Annotated in this window: 11 protein-coding genes; 8 read left to right on the top strand and 3 right to left on the bottom strand. The window is 69.7% G+C overall.

Annotated elements, in window-relative coordinates:
• Window positions 1-54 precede the first annotated feature (54 nt).
• Complete coding sequence (locus ACZ4N4_RS02550) at window positions 55-948, top strand: LysR family transcriptional regulator (protein WP_467583532.1); 894 nt, start codon at window positions 55-57, stop codon at window positions 946-948.
• A 130-nt stretch (window positions 949-1,078) separates the two neighbouring features.
• On the opposite strand, the gene ACZ4N4_RS02545 is transcribed toward ACZ4N4_RS02550, so the two are convergent.
• A complete protein-coding gene (locus ACZ4N4_RS02545; RefSeq protein WP_467583529.1) occupies window positions 1,079-1,900 on the bottom strand; it encodes a phosphatase PAP2 family protein in 822 nt (273 codons plus the stop codon).
• Window positions 1,901-1,982: 82 nt separating this feature from the next.
• Complete coding sequence (locus ACZ4N4_RS02540; protein ID WP_467583526.1) at window positions 1,983-3,005, bottom strand: LacI family DNA-binding transcriptional regulator; 1,023 nt, start codon at window positions 3,003-3,005, stop codon at window positions 1,983-1,985.
• Window positions 3,006-3,397: 392 nt separating this feature from the next.
• On the opposite strand from ACZ4N4_RS02540, the gene ACZ4N4_RS02535 reads away from it, so the two are divergent.
• The 5 genes from ACZ4N4_RS02535 (at window position 3,398) to ACZ4N4_RS02515 (ending at window position 10,117) form a co-directional block, all read left to right on the top strand.
• On the top strand, window positions 3,398-4,672 hold the full coding sequence (locus tag ACZ4N4_RS02535) for an extracellular solute-binding protein (RefSeq protein ID WP_467583523.1): 1,275 nt from the start codon (window positions 3,398-3,400) through the stop codon (window positions 4,670-4,672).
• Between the two features lie 103 nt (window positions 4,673-4,775).
• Window positions 4,776-5,780 carry a carbohydrate ABC transporter permease gene (locus tag ACZ4N4_RS02530; protein ID WP_453575115.1) on the top strand — a complete coding sequence of 335 codons (1,005 nt, stop codon included), beginning with the start codon at window positions 4,776-4,778 and terminating at the stop codon, window positions 5,778-5,780.
• 13 nt (window positions 5,781-5,793) lie between these two features.
• A complete protein-coding gene (locus ACZ4N4_RS02525; RefSeq protein ID WP_450759756.1) occupies window positions 5,794-6,702 on the top strand; it encodes a sugar ABC transporter permease in 909 nt (302 codons plus the stop codon).
• A gap of 228 nt (window positions 6,703-6,930) precedes the next feature.
• On the top strand, window positions 6,931-8,592 hold the full coding sequence (locus ACZ4N4_RS02520) for a glycoside hydrolase family 13 protein (protein WP_467585293.1): 1,662 nt from the start codon (window positions 6,931-6,933) through the stop codon (window positions 8,590-8,592).
• Window positions 8,593-8,743: 151 nt separating this feature from the next.
• Complete coding sequence (locus tag ACZ4N4_RS02515) at window positions 8,744-10,117, top strand: alpha-amylase (protein ID WP_467583520.1); 1,374 nt, start codon at window positions 8,744-8,746, stop codon at window positions 10,115-10,117.
• 99 nt (window positions 10,118-10,216) lie between these two features.
• Here the strand turns inward: ACZ4N4_RS02515 and ACZ4N4_RS02510 are convergent, their stop codons facing one another.
• On the bottom strand, window positions 10,217-10,807 hold the full coding sequence (locus ACZ4N4_RS02510) for a DUF4232 domain-containing protein (RefSeq protein WP_467583517.1): 591 nt from the start codon (window positions 10,805-10,807) through the stop codon (window positions 10,217-10,219).
• A 459-nt stretch (window positions 10,808-11,266) separates the two neighbouring features.
• Between ACZ4N4_RS02510 and pulA the strand changes: the two genes are divergently transcribed.
• Together pulA and ACZ4N4_RS02500 are read left to right on the top strand one after the other, a co-directional pair.
• Window positions 11,267-16,633 carry a pullulanase-type alpha-1,6-glucosidase gene (pulA, locus tag ACZ4N4_RS02505; protein ID WP_467583514.1) on the top strand — a complete coding sequence of 1,789 codons (5,367 nt, stop codon included), beginning with the start codon at window positions 11,267-11,269 and terminating at the stop codon, window positions 16,631-16,633.
• Window positions 16,634-16,705: 72 nt separating this feature from the next.
• Window positions 16,706-18,328: a SpoIIE family protein phosphatase gene (locus tag ACZ4N4_RS02500; RefSeq protein WP_453575106.1), complete on the top strand. Its 1,623-nt coding sequence runs from the start codon at window positions 16,706-16,708 to the stop codon at window positions 18,326-18,328.
• Window positions 18,329-18,354 lie beyond the last annotated feature (26 nt).

Genomic DNA, 18,354 nt, shown 5'->3' with positions numbered 1-18,354 from the left:
CCCGAGCCTTGAGGACAAGTGAAAGGTTATGCACATACCGTTAAGCTGTGCTGCATGCTTGATGTGCGACGGATGCAGGTGCTCCGGGCCGTGGTGGCCGACGGATCGGTGACCGGTGCGGCGGCCACCCTCGGCTACACGCCCTCCGCGGTGAGCCAGCAGATCGCCGCGCTGGAGAAGGAGGCCGGGGCCGCGCTCCTGGAGCGGGTCGGACGCGGGGTACGGCCCACCGCCGCCGGGCTGCTGCTCACCGAGTACGCCGGCACGGTGGCCCGGCAGGTCGCCGAGGCCGAGACCGCCCTGGCCGACCTGCTCGCGGGTCGCACCGGGCGGCTGTCGGTGCGGTACTTCGCCACGGCGGGGGCGGCCCTGGTCGCCCCGGCGGTCGCCCGGCTGCGCGCGGACCACCCCGGCGTGCGGATCGAACTGCGGCTCTCCCGCGACGCGGAGGAGCCGCTGGCCGACGTGAAGGAGGGCCGGGCGGATCTGGCGCTCCTGGTGCGGGCCGAGGGACGGCAGGAGACCGGCGTACGGCTGGTGCGGCTGCTCGACGACCCCTATCTCGCCGTGCTGCCGCGCGGGCACCGGCTCGCCGGGCGGCGCTGCGTCCGGCTGACCGAGCTGGCCGAGGAGGCGTTCGTCGGCAGCGAGTGGCCCGGCCCCTGTCTGGACGCACAGCTCGACGCCTGCCGGGCGGCCGGGTTCCGGCCGCGGTTCGTCGTGGAGAGCGAGGACTACGTCACCGCGCAGGGGTTCGTCGCCGCCGGGCTCGGGGTGAGCCTGGTGCCCCGGCTGGGGCTCGGCAGCCGGCATCCGGGGGTGGTCGTACGGGAGGTGCGCGACCCCGTGCCGGTGCGCGCGATCCATGCGGCGGTACGGGAGACCGCGCCGCCGCAGCCCGCACGGGAGGCGTTCCTCGACGCGCTGCGGGCGGCGGCCGCCAGGTGACGGGCATGGCCCGCGCGCGGTTCATGAGCCCTGTGTGCGGGCGGCGACCGGCGGTGCGGTCACCACGGAGAACCGGCGTGCCCGGCACCGACGGGCGGCCCGGCCGAGTCGGCCCCGGCCGCCCGCAGGGCTACGTTCGTCTCGGTAGCGCGTAGGGCAGCGTGCCGTACCACAGGAGGGCCAGGGTCAGGCCGAACGCCAGGCACAGCATGCCGCCCACCGCGTCCAGCCAGAAGTGGTTGGCCGTGGCGACGATGACCAGCAAAGTCGCCGTCGGGTAGACGAGGCCCAGGACGCGTACCCAGGGCACCGACGCCAGGGCGAAGACGGTCAGGCCGCACCACAGGGACCAGCCGATGTGCATGGACGGCATCGCGGCGTACTGGTTGGACATGTGCTTGAGGTCGCCGGAGGCCATCGAACCCCAGGTGTGGTGGACCGACACCGTGTCGATGAAGCCGCCGCCGTTCATCAGCCGCGGCGGGGCGAGCGGGAACAGGTAGTAGCCGAGGAGGGCCACGCCCGTCGTGGCGAAGAGGGCGAGGCGGGCCGCCGCGTAGCGGCCGGGATGGCTACGGTAGAGCCACACCAGCACACCCAGCGTCACCACGAAGTGCAGTGTCGCGTAGTAGTAGTTCATCCCGACGATCAGCCAAGCCGCCGAGTTCACGGCATGATTGACCGACTCCTCGACGGCGATCCCCAGGTGGTGCTCGGCCCGCCAGATCCAGTCCGCGTTGCGCAGCGCCTGCGCCTTCTGCTCCGGGACCGCGTTGCGGATGAGCGAGTAGGTCCAGTAACTCACCGCGATCAACAGGATCTCGAACCAGAGCCGGGGCCGGCGCGGAGTGCGAAGCCGCCGCAGGAATACCTGTTCTCCCTCGCCCGTGACGGTCCGCGGAAGGGTCTGTTGTGCGCGACCTTCCGGCTCTGTCACGGTCGAGTCACTCATAGGCACAGAGTCTGCCAGAAAAGAAGTCTCCGACAGATCATCCCAAGGTCGGGTTCACGGTGCATGTTCTACGGCGGGGCGACTACTTCCCAGGCACCGCCGCCGTAGAACCGCGTACCACCAACTCCGGCATGAAAACGAACTCGCTGTGCGGAGCCGGTGTCCCGCCGATCTCCTCCAGCAGGGTGCGCACCGCGGCCTGCCCCATCGCGGGGACCGGCTTGCGGATCGTGGTGAGCGGCGGGTCGGTGAACGCGATCAGCGGGGAGTCGTCGAAACCGACCACCGAGATGTCCTTGGGGACGTCCAGCCCCCGCTGCCGGGCCGCCCGTATCGCGCCGAGGGCCATCATGTCGCTGGCGCAGACGACCGCGGTGCAGTCGCGGTCGATGAGCGCCGTGGTCGCCGCCTGACCGCCCTCCAGGGTGTAGAGGGAGTGCTGGACCAGCTCGGTCTCGATCGCCTCGGCCGCCAGCCCCAACTGGTCCTGCATGGCCCGCACGAAGCCCTCGATCTTGCGCTGCACGGGGACGAAGCGCTTCGGGCCGAGGGCGAGTCCGATCCTGGTGTGCCCGAGGGACACCAGATGCGTGACCGCCAGGGTCATCGCCGCCCGGTCGTCGGGGGAGATGAACGGCGCCTGCACCTTGGGCGAGAAGCCGTCCACGAGGACGTACGGCACGTCCTGCGCCCGTAGCCGCTCGTAGCGCTGCATGTCGGCCGTCGTGTCCGCGTGCAGGCCGGAGACGTAGATGATGCCCGCGACCCCGCGGTCCACCAGCATCTCGGTCAGCTCGTCCTCCGTGGAACCGCCGGGGGTCTGGGTGGCGAGCACGGGGGTGTAACCCTGCCGGGTCAGGGCCTGGCCGATGACCTGGGCCAGCGCCGGGAATATCGGGTTCTCCAGCTCGGGGGTGATCAGCCCCACCAGCCCCTCGCTGCGCTGTCGCAGCCGTACCGGACGCTCGTAGCCGAGCACGTCCAGCGCGGCGAGCACGGACTGGCGGGTGGTGGCGGCGACGCCCGGCTTGCCGTTGAGGACCCGGCTGACGGTCGCCTCGCTCACCCCCGCCTGCGCTGCGATGTCGGCAAGCCGTGTGGTCACGGCACTGGACTGTACCGGCCGTATGTCCCCTTGCACACCGATCGGGCGCCTGATGCGGCCTGGGGGGCGGCCCGGTGCGGGCTGCTGCGTCATCGCACTCCCTCGTGAACGTGATGGCAAGAGCTTGCAGAGTCTTGCACAAGTGGCCGTCGTAGCGCTCTACCGCCGTAAACAAGCAGCAAGCAAGCGTCTCACGACGGTCGCCGACAGGTCACGCCCGGATAACTTCGGAGATCCCTTGCACTTTTTTGCTGCAAGGTCTTTCGTCGCGCTTACATCGCTGTTACGTTCCCTGACGCCCGGCCGCCGCAACGGCGCTGTCGGCACGACGGCGAGGACGGCGGACGGGGCCGCCTCGCATCACTCGGGCTTTTCACCCTCAAGGAGAACTCATGCGGCGTGGCATAGCGGCCTCCGCGCTGGTGGCGTCCCTCGCCCTCACGGCGACGGCGTGCGGCGGGAGCGACAGCGACAGCAAGTCGGACGGCCCGGTCACCATCACCTGGTGGGACACCTCCAACGCCACCAATGAGGCACCGACGTACAAGGCCTTGGTCAAGGAGTTCGAAGCCGCGAACAAGGGCATCAAGGTCAACTACGTCGACGTCCAGTTCGACCAGGCGCAGAACAAGTTCGACACGGCGGCCCAGTCCGGCAAGGGCGCCCCCGACGTGCTGCGCTCCGAGGTCGGCTGGACCCCCGCCTTCGCCAAGGCCGGCTACTTCCTGCCGCTGGACGGCACCAGCGCGCTCGCGGACAAGGACAAGTTCCAGTCCAGCCTGATGACGCAGGCCCAGTACGAGGGCAAGACCTACGGTGTCCCGCTGGTCACGGACACCCTCGCGCTCGTCTACAACAAGGCCCTGCTGAAGAAGGCCGGCATCACCGAGGCCCCCAAGACCTGGGACGAGGTGAAGACCGACGCCGCCAAGATCCAGGCCAAGGCCAAGGTCACCGGCTACTGGGGCCCCGAGGCCGCGTACTACACGCAGCCCTTCCTCTACGGCGAGGGCACCGACATGGTCGACGCCTCCGCCAAGAAGATCACCATCACCTCGGCGGCGGCCAAGAAGGGCTACCAGACCTGGCTGGACCTCTACTCCGGCAAGGGCCTGCAGAAGGCGGACACCACCGCCGACGCCTACGCCCACCGCCAGGACGCCTTCGTCAACGGCAAGGTCGCCATGACCATCGAGGGCCCCTGGGAGATCACCAACTTCTACAAGGGCTCCGCGTTCAGCGACAAGTCCAACCTCGGCATCACCACCGTCCCGGCCGGCTCCACCGGCAAGGCGGGCGCCCCGACCGGCGGCCACAACCTCTCCATCTACGCCGGCATCGACAAGGCCCACCAGGAAGCCGCCGAGAAGTTCGTCGCCTTCCTGACCTCCGCGAAGTCCCAGACGGAGATCGCCCTGAAGAACTCCACCCTGCCGACCCGCTCCGACGCCTACACCGCCGAGGTCAAGGCCGACCCGGGCATCGCCGGCTACCAGGCCGTCCTCTCCTCCGCGCAGCCGCGCCCGGCGCTCGCCGAGTACTCCTCCCTGTGGGGTCCGGTCGGCACCGAGCTGACCAAGATCGCCGGCGGCAAGGAGTCCCTCGACAAGGGCCTGGGCAACGCCGAACTCGGGATCGAGAAGCTCGTCCCCGACTTCAGCAAGTAAGCCGCGAGTGGCCGTCGGATCCCCCTGAGACATGGGGGGAGGGATCCGGCGGCCACCGGCCTGTGCCCAGCCCCCTCCCGGAAAACCCAGAAGGTGTCGAACCATGACAGTCGCCATCGACCGCGCGACCGGCAAGCGCCACGGCGACCGCGCGCCCCGCCCCGGGCTGGGCCAGCGGCTCCGCAACAACTACCAGAAGTACTGGTACGCCTACGCGATGATCGCCCCCGTGGCCGTCGTGCTCGGGGCGCTCGTCGTCTACCCGCTGGTGTACGGCTTCTACCTGACGCTGACGGACGCCAACAGCCTGAACACCGCCCGCACCATCGGCGTCAACCACATCGACGCCACCTACAAGTTCATCGGCCTGGACAACTACAAGGACATCCTGTTCGGCCCGACGTCCTACGACCGCTTCTGGTCGCACTTCGTCTGGACGATCGTCTGGACCGCGCTCTGCGTCACCCTGCACTACACCATCGGTCTGGGCCTCGCCCTGCTGCTCAACGAGAAGTTCCGCGGCCGCACCTTCTACCGCATGGTCCTGGTGCTGCCCTGGGCGGTGCCGACCTTCGTCACCGTGTTCGGCTGGCGGTTCATGCTCGCCGACGGCGGCATCATCAACGCGACGCTCCACTTCCTCCATCTGCCGCAACCCGAATGGCTGGAGGACACCTTCTGGCAGCGGGCCGCCGCCATCCTGGTCAACACCTGGTGCGGTGTGCCGTTCATGATGCTCTCGCTGCTCGGCGGCCTGCAGGCCATCGACGGCACGCTCTACGAGGCCGCCGAGATGGACGGCGCGAGCGCCTGGCAGCGGTTCCGGTACGTCACCCTGCCGGGGCTGCGGTCCGTCAGCTCCACGGTCGTCCTGCTCGGCATCATCTGGACGTTCAACCAGTTCGCCGTCATCTTCCTGCTCTTCGGCAACACCGCCCCCGACGCGCAGATCCTGGTCACCTGGGCCTACTACCTCGGCTTCGGACAGCAGCCGCGTGACTTCGCTCAGTCCGCCGCCTACGGCATGCTGCTGCTGGCCATCCTGATCGTCTTCACCTCCTTCTACCGCCGCTGGCTCAACCGCAACGACCAGCAGCTCGCGATCTGAGGCAGGAGTTTCCATGAGTACGACCACTGTCGAGACCTCCGCCCAGGTCGCCGAGGAGGCCCCTGTGACCAGCAGTCCCCGTGTCCGCCGCCGGGGCGAGCGCGGCCCCCTCGGCACCGCCGTCACCCACGGCCTGCTGGGTGTCGCGAGCCTGATCGCGTTCTTCCCGGTCGGCTGGCTGATCTTCCTGTCCCTCGGCCCGGACAAGGACGACTACCTCCATCCGAGCGGCATCTGGCACAAGATGACGTTGGACAACTACTCCTTCGTCCTCCAGCACACCGGCTTCTGGGACTGGTTCAAGACGACGATGATCGTCGTCGGCGGTACGACGGTCATCGGACTGATCCTCGCCTCCACCACCGGCTACGCGGTCTCCCGCATGCGCTTCCCCGGCTACCGGAAGTTCATGTGGCTGCTGCTGCTCACCCAGATGTTCCCGATCGCCGTCCTGATCGTGCCGATGTACCAGATCCTGTCGCGGCTCGGCCTCATCGACAGCTACCTCGGCCTGATCCTGGTCTACTGCACCACCGTCGTCCCCTACACGGCCTGGCTGCTCAAGGGCTACTTCGACACGATCCCCTTCGAGATCGACGAGGCCGGCCGGGTCGACGGGCTCTCGCCGTTCGGCACCTTCGCCCGGCTGATCCTGCCGCTCGCCAAGCCGGGTCTCGCGGTCGCCGCGTTCTACAACTTCCTGACCGCCTTCGGTGAGGTCGCCTTCGCGTCCACGTTCATGCTCAGCGACGACAAGTACACGTTCGCGGTGGGGCTGCAGAGCTTCATCAGCGAGCACGACGCGCAGCGCAACCTGATGACCGCGACGGCCGTGCTGATCGCGATACCGGTGGCCGTGTTCTTCTACCTCGTGCAGAAGAATCTGGTGACCGGTCTCACCGCCGGCGGCACGAAGGGCTGACGCCGGTCGCCGGGAAAGCCGCTTCGGCCGCCGTTCGGGTGCGGCGATGTCGTGGCCGGTCGCGGCCACGCGGCGGAAGCCGCATATCGATAGAGTCCCGCGCCCCTTCGGGGCGCGGGTGGGCGGCCGCGGTGTTCATCCGACCCCGCTTTCACCGCGGCCGCCTTGTCACCCGTCTGCGTATCCACCTCTGACCCGATGACCCAGCTACGACGCATCAAGGACGCCATGAGCCAGCAGCAATCCGTCGCACCGGCCACCGCCACGACCACCGTCGCCCGTCGCCGCGACTGGTGGCGGGACGCGGTGATCTACCAGGTCTATCCGCGCAGCTTCGCCGACAGCAACGGCGACGGCATGGGGGACCTGGAGGGCGTACGGTCCAGACTCCCGTATCTGCGCGACCTCGGCGTCGACGCCGTGTGGCTCAGCCCGTTCTACGCCTCCCCGCAGGCCGACGCCGGCTACGACGTCGCCGACTACCGGGCCGTGGACCCGATGTTCGGCAACCTGCTCGACGCGGACGCGCTGATCCGGGACGCCCATGAGCTGGCCCTCAGGATCATCGTCGACCTGGTCCCGAACCACTCCTCCGACCAGCACGAGTGGTTCAAGCGGGCGCTGGCGGAGGGCCCCGGCTCGCCGCTGCGGGAGCGGTATCACTTCCGTCCGGGCAAGGGCGAGAACGGCGAACTCCCGCCCAACGACTGGGAGTCCATCTTCGGCGGGCCGGCCTGGACGAGGGTCGCGGACGGGGAGTGGTACCTGCATCTCTTCGCCCCGGAGCAGCCCGACTTCAACTGGGAACACCCGGCCGTCGGCGACGAGTTCCGCTCCATCCTGCGCTTCTGGCTGGACATGGGCGTGGACGGCTTCCGCATCGACGTGGCGCACGGCCTGGTGAAGGCGGAGGGCCTCCCGGACCTCGGCGGCGCCGACCAGCTGAAGCTGCTGGGCAACGATGTCATGCCGTTCTTCGACCAGGACGGTGTGCACGAGATCTACCGGCAGTGGCGGCACGTCCTCGACGAGTACGCCGGCGAGCGCATCTTCGTGGCCGAGGCATGGACGCCGACCGTCGAGCGCACCGCCCACTACGTCCGCCCGGACGAGCTGCACCAGGCCTTCAACTTCCAGTACCTGAGCACCGACTGGGACGCGAAGGAACTGCGTACGGTCATCGACCGCACCCTGGAGGCGATGCGCCCGGTCGGCGCCCCCGCCACCTGGGTCCTCTCCAACCACGACGTCACCCGGCACGCCACCCGCTTCGCCAACCCGCCCGGCCTCGGCACCCAGATCCGCACGGCCGGAGACCGAGAGCTGGGCCTGCGCAGGGCCCGCGCGGCGACGCTGCTGATGCTGGCGCTGCCCGGATCGGCGTACATCTACCAGGGCGAGGAGCTGGGCCTGCCCGACGTCGTCGATCTGCCCGACGAGGTCCGGCAGGACCCCGCGTACTTCCGCGGGGCGGGACAGGACGGTTTCCGGGACGGCTGCCGGGTGCCGATCCCCTGGACGCGGGAGGGCTCGTCGTACGGCTTCGGCGGCGGGGGCAGCTGGCTTCCGCAGCCCGCGAACTGGGGCGAGCTGAGCATCGAGGCGCAGACCGGGGCGGCCGGTTCCACCCTGGAGCTGTACCGCACCGCGCTGCACGTCCGTCGTACCCAACCCGATCTGGGCGCGGGCGAGTCGGTGGAGTGGCTGCGCGCTCCCGAGGGCGTACTCGCCTTCCGGCGCGGGGAGTTCGTGTGCGTGGCGAACACCGGCGGGGAGTCGGTGACCACTCCGGCGTACGGCCGGGTGCTCCTCACCAGCGGTGAGGTGACCGAGGCGGACGGCGAGGCGAAGCTGCCGGCCGACACCACCGTGTGGTGGACGACCGCCTGACGGACCGTCATTCGGTAATTTGTTGCGTCAACTTCTGAGGGCCCGCTACCCATCCGGGGAGCGGGCCCTTAACATCTGCGCAACCGCAAGGTTTCAGCAACCTTTCAGCAAGAGCCTTCCATGGCGCCTTCAATGTCGAAGGAACCCCCACATGGCACCCAAGACCCTCTCCGCCGCGCTGGCCCTCGCCGCCTGCAGCGTTGTCATGACCCCGTCCGTCGCGGCCGCCTCCCCGCCCGGCACCAAGGACGTCACCGCCGTCCTCTTCGAGTGGAAGTACGCCTCGGTCGCCAAGGAGTGCACCGCCACCCTCGGCCCCGCCGGCTACGGATACGTCCAGGTCTCCCCGCCCGCCGAGCACATACCGGGCTCGCAGTGGTGGACGTCGTACCAGCCGGTGTCGTACAAGATCGCGGGCCGGCTCGGCGACCGCACGGCCTTCCAGAACATGGTGAACACCTGCCACACGGCCGGTGTGAAGGTGGTCGTCGACACCGTCATCAACCACATGTCGGCGGGCAGCGGCACCGGCACCGGCGGCTCGTCGTACACGAAGTACGACTACCCCGGCCTGTACTCCTCCTACGACTTCGACGACTGCACCTCCCCCGTCTCCAACTACGCCGACCGCTGGAACGTCCAGCACTGCGAACTGGTCGGCCTCGCCGACCTGGACACCGGCGAGGAGTACGTCCGCAAGACCATCGCCGGCTACATGAACGACCTGCTGAGCCTCGGCGTCGACGGCTTCCGGATCGACGCGGCCAAGCACATCCCGGCCGAGGACCTGGCCAACATCAAGACCCGGCTCACCAACCCGTCGGTCTACTGGAAGCAGGAGGTCATCTACGGCGCCGGCGAGGCCGTCCAGCCCACCGAGTACACCGGCAACGGGGACGTCCAGGAGTTCCGCTACGCCTACGACCTCAAGCGCGTCTTCAACGACGAGAACCTCGCCTACCTGAAGAACTACGGCGAGGGCTGGGGGTACATGAGCAGCTCGGTCGCCGGAGTCTTCGTCGACAACCACGACACCGAGCGCAACGGCTCCACGCTCAACTACAAGGACGGCGCCAACTACACCCTGGCCAACGTCTTCATGCTCGCCTACCCCTACGGCGCCCCGGACATCAACTCCGGATACGAGTGGACCGACGCCGACGCGGGGCCGCCCAACGGCGGTACCGTCAACGCCTGCTGGCAGGACGGCTGGAAGTGCCAGCACGCCTGGCCGGAGATCATCCGCATGGTCGCCTTCCGCAACGCGGTTCGCGGCGAGTCGGTGACGAACTGGTGGGACGACGGAGCCGACGCGATCGCCTTCGGGCGGGGCGCCAAGGGCTACGTCGCCATCAACCACGAGTCGGGCTCGCTGACCCGGACCTACCAGACCTCGCTGCCGGCGGGGACGTACTGCAACGTGCAGGCGAACACCTCGGTGACGGTGAACACGAGCGGCCAGTTCACCGCCACCCTGGCCGCCAACACCGCCCTGGCGGTCTACGCCGGGAAGTCCACCTGCTGATCGATCCGAGCGCCGACCCCGCCGTCCGGCCGCTGAGCGACCGCGCGTCCTAAGTGACCGGCGCGGTCCTGCGGGTGGACGGCGGGGCGCGGGCCTAGGTCACGGCGTGACGTTGATGTGCTTGGCCAGCGCGGTGACGGAGAGGTCGGCGTGGTCGACCCACTGGGGGAACGCCAGCGTCTTGTGCTTGGTCGAGGCGGGCGGGGTGATCTCCAGGTAGGAGGCGTGCACCGCGCCCGAGGTGCCGGTGTTGGCGTGCGTCCAGGCGATGACGGCCTCGGCGCTCTGACCGTCCTTGAGGACCAGGGTCTTCTTGCCGGGATCCTTGGCGTACCAGGTGTCGCCCCAGTGCGTGTGGGTCGTGAGCGCGTGGTGCGCGGAGTTCTCCAGGCCCAGGCCGGGGTAGCCGCGCAGGGCGCAGGTCTTGCCGCTGAGGTTGCGCAGCCGGATGACGACACCCTGGTGGTTCATCCCGCCGGCGAGCTGCTGGCCGAAGGTGGCCTTGAGCGCGCCCGCGGCGCAGGTCGGCGTCGACTTCGCGGCGCTCGGGCTCGCGGCCTCGGCGGTGCCCGCCCAGGCGAGCCCCAGGCCGGCGACGGCGGCCACGGCGAGTGCCGTGCGGCCGATCCTGCGGGGGGTGCGGTGCTCGGCGGTGCGGGTCTGGTCGATGGTGTTCCGGTGATCGTTCACGGTGACGGTGCTCCACTCGTGCTCCGCGGCGCGTTCGGCGGCGGTGTCCGTACCCGCCCTCCGCGCCGTCCTCTGGTGACCTACACCAGGTTCGATGCGGGATGCAGCCGATTTGTTCACCGGAACGCGGAAAAAATCTCCCGTCCGCCGGTCCGGGGTCCCGGTCGTGCCCGACGAGCGGGGCCCCGGCGCCGCGGTGCGAGGGCGCCCGCGGCCGGCGCGCCCGTCGTGCGGCGGAGGGCGCCCGGGGGCCGGTGTCCGGTGGTCATGTGCGGTTCCGAAAGGAAGGAGACGGGGTTCAACAACCCCCGAGAGTGGGGCAGTTGCGAAGGGCACGTCAATACGGTGGTTGAAAGTTCTTTCTGTGAATTGCAAGCCTCTTGCTGTAAGCCTTTCGGCGGCGGTACGGTCGCGCGGGGTCGGACCCAAGAGAGCCGCAATCGCTAGGAGTTCACACCGGTGATACATGTCAGACGGGTCGCGGCCGTCGCCGTCGCCGCCCTCGCCGCCGCGCTCGTGCAGCCCCTCGCCGCACACGCCGCCGCGCCGCCCGCACCGCCCTCCGACGCGAAGCTCGCCGCCGAGCCCGCCCGGCACGACGACACCCGCGAGCAGTTCTACTTCGTCATGCCGGACCGTTTCGCCAACGGTGACACCGGCAATGACCAGGGCGGCCTCACCGGCTCCCGCCTCTCCACCGGCTACGACCCCACCGACAAGGGCTTCTACCAGGGCGGTGACCTCAAGGGCCTGACCAAGCGGCTCGACTACATCAAGGGGCTCGGCACCACCGCCCTGTGGATGGCACCCATCTTCAAGAACAAGCCGGTGCAGGGCACGGGCAGCAACGCCTCGGCCGGCTACCACGGTTACTGGATCACCGACTTCACCCAGGTCGACCCGCACTTCGGGACCAACAAGGACCTGGAGACCCTGATCTCCAAGGCGCACGCCAAGGGGATGAAGGTCTTCTTCGACGTCATCACCAACCACACCGCCGACGTCGTCGACTACGAGCAGAAGTCCTACGACTACCTCTCCAAGGGCGCCTTCCCCTACCTGACCAAGGACGGGCAGCCCTTCGACGACGCCGACTACGCGGACGGCAAGAAGAAGTTCCCGGCCGTCTCCGCCGCCTCCTTCCCGCGCACGCCCACCGTGACCAGCCGGTCGAAGGTGCCGTCCTGGCTCAACGACCCGACGATGTACCACAACCGGGGCGACTCCACGTTCGCCGGCGAGTCCGCCACCTACGGCGACTTCTCCGGTCTCGACGACCTGTGGACCGAGCGGCCCGAGGTCGTCAGCGGGATGGAGAAGATCTACGAGCGGTGGGTGCGGGACTACGACGTCGACGGCTTCCGGATCGACACCGTGAAGAACGTCAACATGGAGTTCTGGACCCAGTGGGCGACCGCGCTCGACACGTACGCGGCCCGGCACGGCCGTAAGAACTTCTTCATGTTCGGCGAGACCTACTCCGCCGACACCTCGGTCACCTCCCCGTACGTCACCCAGGGGCGGTTGGACGCGACCCTCGACTTCCCCTTCCAGGACGCGGCCCGCGCCTACGCCTCCCAGGGCGGCAGCGCGCAGAAGCTCGCCTCGGTCCTCGGCGACGACTACAAGTACACGACCGACAAGGCCAACGCCTACGAGCAGGTCACCTTCCTCGGCAACCACGACATGGGCCGGATCGGGTACTTCCTGGAGCAGGACAACCCGAAGGCCACCGACGCCCAGCTGCTGGCCAAGGACCGGCTCGCCAACGAGCTGATGTTCCTCAGCCGGGGCAACCCGGTCGTCTACTACGGCGACGAGCAGGGCTTCACCGGCTCGGGCGGGGACAAGGACGCCCGGCAGACGATGTTCGCGTCGAAGGTCGCCGACTATCTCGACGACGACGAGATCGGCACCGCGCGCACGCATGCGAGCGACGCCTATGACACCAGCGCGCCGCTCTACCGGCAGATCAGTGCTCTCTCCAGGCTGCGCGCGGCCAACCCGGCCCTCGCCGACGGCGTGCAGACCGAGCGTTACGCGGCCGACGGCGCCGGCGTCTACGCGTTCACCCGGACGGACGCGAAGACCGGCCAGGAGTACGTGGTCGCCTTCAACAACGCCGATGCGCCGAAGACCGCGGCCTTCACCACCGGCTCCGCCGGCATGCGCTACCGCGCGCTCTACGGCACGCACGGCACGCTGACCTCCGACGGCGCGGACCGGCTGACCGTCACCGTCCCGGCCGGATCCGCCGTCGTCTACAAGGCCACCGGCCCCCTCGACAAGCCCGCCACCAGCCCGGAGATCACCCTCGCCGCCCCGGCCGCCGGTGCCACCGGCACCGTCGACCTCACCGCGAACGTCACCGGCGGTCAGCTGGACCGGGTCGTCTTCGCCGCCCAGGTCGGCACCGGCAGATGGACCACCCTCGGCTCCGCCGACCACGCCCCCTACAAGGTCACCCAGACCCTCGCCGCGGACGTCCCGGCCGGCACCGCCCTGCGCTACAAGACGGTCGTCGTCGACTCGGCGGGCCACCGCGCCGCCGCCACGGCCGAGAGCACCTCCGGCACCCCGCCCGCCCCCGAGACCCCCACCGCCTCCTCCCGCGACTACGCGATCGTCCACTACAAGCGCACCGACGGCGACTACGCCGACTGGGGCCTGTACGCCTGGGGCGACCTCGCCGACGGCGAGGCGACCACCTGGCCCGCCGGTCACCCGTTCGTCGGCCGCGACGCGTACGGCGCCTTCGCCTACGTCAAGCTGAAGTCCGGTGCCTCGAACGTCGGCTTCCTCGTCGTCGACAAGGACGGCAACAAGGACGTCTCCGCCGACCGCTCCATCGACGTCACCAGGACGGGCGAAGTCTGGATCGAGCAGGGGAAGGCGGACGTCCTGACCACGAGACCCGAGTACCCCGCCCAGGACACCACCAAGGCGGTCATCCACTACCACCGCGCCGACGGGAACTACGACGGCTGGGGCCTGCACGTCTGGACGGGCGCCGCGAACCCCACCGACTGGTCGAGCCCCCTGAAGCCGGTGAGGACCGACGCCTATGGCGCGGTCTTCGAGGTACCGCTCACCGAGGGTGCCACCAGCCTCAGCTACATCATCCACAACGGTGACGAGAAGGACCTCTCCGCCGACCAGTCCCTGGACCTCACCTCCAGCGGCCACGAGGTGTGGCTGCTGAACGGTCAGGAGAAGTACCTGCTCCCGCAGCCCGCCGGCAGCGCGGCCGCCCTCGACCTGGCCACCTCCAAGGCGATCTGGATCGACCGGGACACCGTCGCCTGGGACGGTGTGGACGGTGCCGCCTCCACCCAGCTCCTCTACTCCCACGACGGTTCGATCGCCGTCGCCGACGGGACGCTGACGAGCGACGACGAGCGGTGGCTGCGGCTGACGAAGACCACCCTCACCGACGCCCAGAAGGCCAAGTTCCCGCACCTGAAGGACTACACGGCCTGGTCGGTCGACCCGCGCGACCGTGACCGGGTGCGCGAGGCGCTCGACGGACAGCTCGTCGCCTCCCAGCGGGCCGCGAACGGGGCGGTGCTGGCCGCGACCGGCGTACAGATCGCCGGGATGCTCGACGACGTGTACGCCAAGGCCACGACGGCGGGTCTCGGTCCGGTCTTCCACGGCGGGAAGCCGACCCTCTCCGTCTGGGCGCCGACCGCGCAGAGCGTGCGCCTCGAGATCGACGGCTCCACCGTGGCCATGAAGCGGAATTCCGCCACCGGCGTCTGGTCCGTCACCGGACCCGGGTCCTGGAGGAACAAGCCCTACCGGTACGTCGTGAAGGTCTGGGCGCCCAGCGTCCGGAAACTGGTGACCAACAAGGTCACCGACCCCTACTCGGTCGCCCTCACCGCGAACTCCGAGCGCAGTCTCGTCGTCGACCTCGACGACAGGTCCCTCGCCCCGGGCGGCTGGTCGACCTACACCAAGCCCAAGGCCGTGCCGCTGAAGGACGCCCAGATCCAGGAGCTGCACGTCCGGGACTACTCGGCGGCGGACTCCACGGTCCCGGCCGCCGACCGGGGCACGTACCTGGCCTTCACCGACAAGGGCAGCGACGGCTCGAAACACCTGCGCGCACTCGCCAAGTCCGGGACGTCGTACGTCCATCTGCTGCCGGCCTTCGACTTCGCCACCGTGCCCGAGAAGAAGGCCGACCAGGCGAGCCCCGGCTGCGACCTCGCCTCCTACCCGGCCGACTCCGACCAGCAGCAGGAGTGCGTCGCCGCGACCGCCGCCAAGGACGCCTACAACTGGGGGTACGACCCCTACCACTTCACGGTCCCCGAGGGGTCGTACGCCACCGACCCGGACGGCACCGCCCGCACGGTCCAGTTCCGGCAGATGGTCAAGTCGCTGAACGAGGACGGCCTGCGGGTCGTCATGGACGTCGTCTACAACCACACCGCGGCGAGCGGGCAGGCGGACACGTCCGTCCTCGACAAGATCGTGCCCGGTTACTACCAGCGGCTGCTCGCCGACGGCTCGGTCGCGAACAGCACCTGCTGCGCCAACACCGCGCCCGAGAACGCCATGATGGGCAAGCTGGTGGTCGACTCGATCGTCACCTGGGCCAAGGAGTACAAGGTCGACGGCTTCCGCTTCGACCTGATGGGGCACCACCCGAAGGCCAACATCCTGGCGGTCAGGAAGGCCCTGGACGCGCTGACCCTGAAGAAGGACGGCGTCGACGGCAAGAAGATCATCCTCTACGGCGAGGGCTGGAACTTCGGCGAGGTCGCCGACGACGCCCGGTTCGTGCAGGCCACCCAGGCCAACATGGCCGGCACCGGCATCGCCACCTTCTCCGACCGCGCCCGGGACGCCGTACGCGGCGGCAGCCCCTTCGACGAGGACCCCGGCGTCCAGGGCTTCGCGTCCGGGCTCTACACCGACCCCAACGCGTCCACGGCCAACGGCACTCCGGCCGAGCAGAAGGCCCGGCTGCTGCACTACCAGGACCTGATCAAGGTCGGCCTGAGCGGCAACCTCGCCCGGTACCGGTTCACCGACACCGACGGCAAGGAGGTCACCGGCGCCGAGATCGACTACAACGGCTCGCCCGCCGGTTACGCGGACGCGCCCGGCGACGCCCTCGCCTATGTCGACGCGCACGACAACGAGTCGCTCTTCGACGCGCTGACGTACAAGCTGCCGGCCACCACCAGCGCCTCCGACCGGGCCCGGATGCAGGTCCTGGCGATGGCCACGGCAGCCCTGTCGCAGGGCCCGTCGCTCTCCCAGGCGGGTACGGATCTCCTCCGCTCCAAGTCCCTGGACCGCAACTCCTTCGACAGCGGCGACTGGTTCAACGCCATCCACTGGAACTGCTCCGACGGCAACGGCTTCGGGCGCGGGCTGCCCATGGCCGCCGACAACGCGTCCAAGTGGCCGTACGCCAAGCCGTTGCTGAGTTCGGTGCGGGTCGGCTGCGCGGAGATCGACGGGGCCTCGGCCGCCTACCGCGATCTGCTGAGAATCCGTACGACCGACAGCGTGTTCTCGCTGGACACGGCTGGACAGGTGCAGTCGAAGCTCTCGTTCCCGTTGTCCGGGAAGGACGAGACGCCTGGCGTGATCACCATGGAACTCGGTGACCTGGTCGTCGTGTTCAACGCGACGCCGCAGCGGCAGGAACAGCGGGTGAGCGCGCTGGCCGGGACCGGTTACCGGCTGCACCCGATGCAGGCGGCGGGCGCCGATTCCGTCGTCAAGTCCGCATCGTACGAGCGGGGAGCGGGTACGTTCATCGTTCCGGGACGCACTGTGGCGGTGTTCTCCCGGACCGCATGACATCCGCACTACTTTGGTGGGGCAGGCCCGGAACCGGGTGCTGCCCCACCGGCGTTGTCCAGGGGCTGGTAAATGGACGTGAACGGCAACCTCACCGACACCACCGTGCTGATCGTGGACGACGAGGCCGCGAGCCGGTACGCGATGGGCACCGTGCTGCGCCGAGCCGGTCACGAGGTCGTCGCGGTCGGCCGCGGCCAGGAGGCGCTCAGCGAACTCGACGTACGGCTGCGCAAGGGCCGGCTGCCCGACGTGGCCCTCATCGACGTGCACCTGCCGGACATGAGCGGCTTCGAGCTGTGCAGCCGGCTCAAGGAGCGGCCGCACATGGCCGGCCTGCCCGTGGTGCACTTCTCGGCGCTCTCCGCCGTCCCGGCGGACCGCTGCCCGGGGCTGGAGACGGGCGCCGAGGCGTATCTGACGGTGCCCGCCGAACCGGAGGACATCGAGGCCGCGGTCCGGGCCGCGGTCCGCGCCGCCCGGCTGCGCGCCGACGACCAGGCGCTGGTGCGACGGCTCAGGCAGCTGTCGGAGACGATCGTCACCATCCAGTCGGCGCGCTCGCTGCACGAACTGACCGATGCCACGGCGGACGGCGCCGCACGGCTGCTCGGCTGCCCCGCCGCCGCCTTCGTCCTCGACCGGGACGGCGAGCTGTACCGCGGTCTGAGCCGGGAACGCACCTCCCTCGCCCTGCCCGACGAGGGCGCCCACCGGGACGTCGCCGGGCTGCTGCGGCGGCTCACCCGGGGGCAGTCCGGGGTCCAGATCACCACCGTGCCGGCGCCGCTGTGGCCCACCGGGTTCTTCCGGCCCGGGGTGCAGCACGACGCCCGGCTGACGCTGGTCCTCACCCAGGACGGCAAGGTGCCGGTCTGCCTGGCCACCCCCACCCGCGGCCGGCGCCGCGTCAGCCCGGAGAACGAGGCGCTGCTGGCCCAACTGGCGCAGGCCACCGCGCTGGCCGCCGAGCCGCTGCTCATGTACCAGGTGGAGCGGCATGTCGCGCTCACCCTCCAGCACAGCTTCCTGCCCCGCCCGCACCAGCTGCCCGAGCTGCCGGGCGTCGACATAGCGGTGCGTTACGAGCCCGCCTCCCAGGAGACGGAGATCGGCGGCGACTTCTACGCGGCCCTGCGGGTCGGCGACGGAGTGCTCACCGCGGTGGGGGACGTCGTCGGGCACTCGCTGGACGCGGCCACCGTCATGGTCGAACTGCGGCACGCGCTGCGCGCCTACTGCCTCGCGGAGAGCGACCCGGCCGCGCTCGCCGAACGGCTCGACCGGCTGCTCCAGCACTACCACGCCGAGGTCACCGCCACCGTCTGCCTGGCCCTGATCGATCCGGGGACCGGGCGCACCCGCATCGCCAACGCCGGTCACATCCCGCCGCTGATACTGGGTGACGACGGCAGCGCCGAGTACGTCAAGGCCTCCGGTCCGCTGCTCGGCGTGGGCCTGCCGCACCCGCCGCCCACCGAGCTGGTCCTCGAACCCACCGACCGGCTCCTCATGGTCACCGACGGCCTGATCGAGACCCGGGGCACCGACCTCACGGTCTCGATGGAACAACTCCGGTCCGCCGCGGTCGGCGCCCTGCCCGGCCTGGAGGCCCTCTGCGACACCCTCCTGGCCTGTTTCGGCCGGGACCGCGAGGACGACGTCGCCCTGCTGGCACTGAGCCTGGCGAACTAGGCTGGACCCCAGTTCCAGCCGACCAG

The sequence above is a fragment of the Streptomyces sp. NPDC026538 genome, from assembly GCF_055567535.1.
This window is presented reverse-complemented; position numbering and strand designations above follow the sequence as displayed.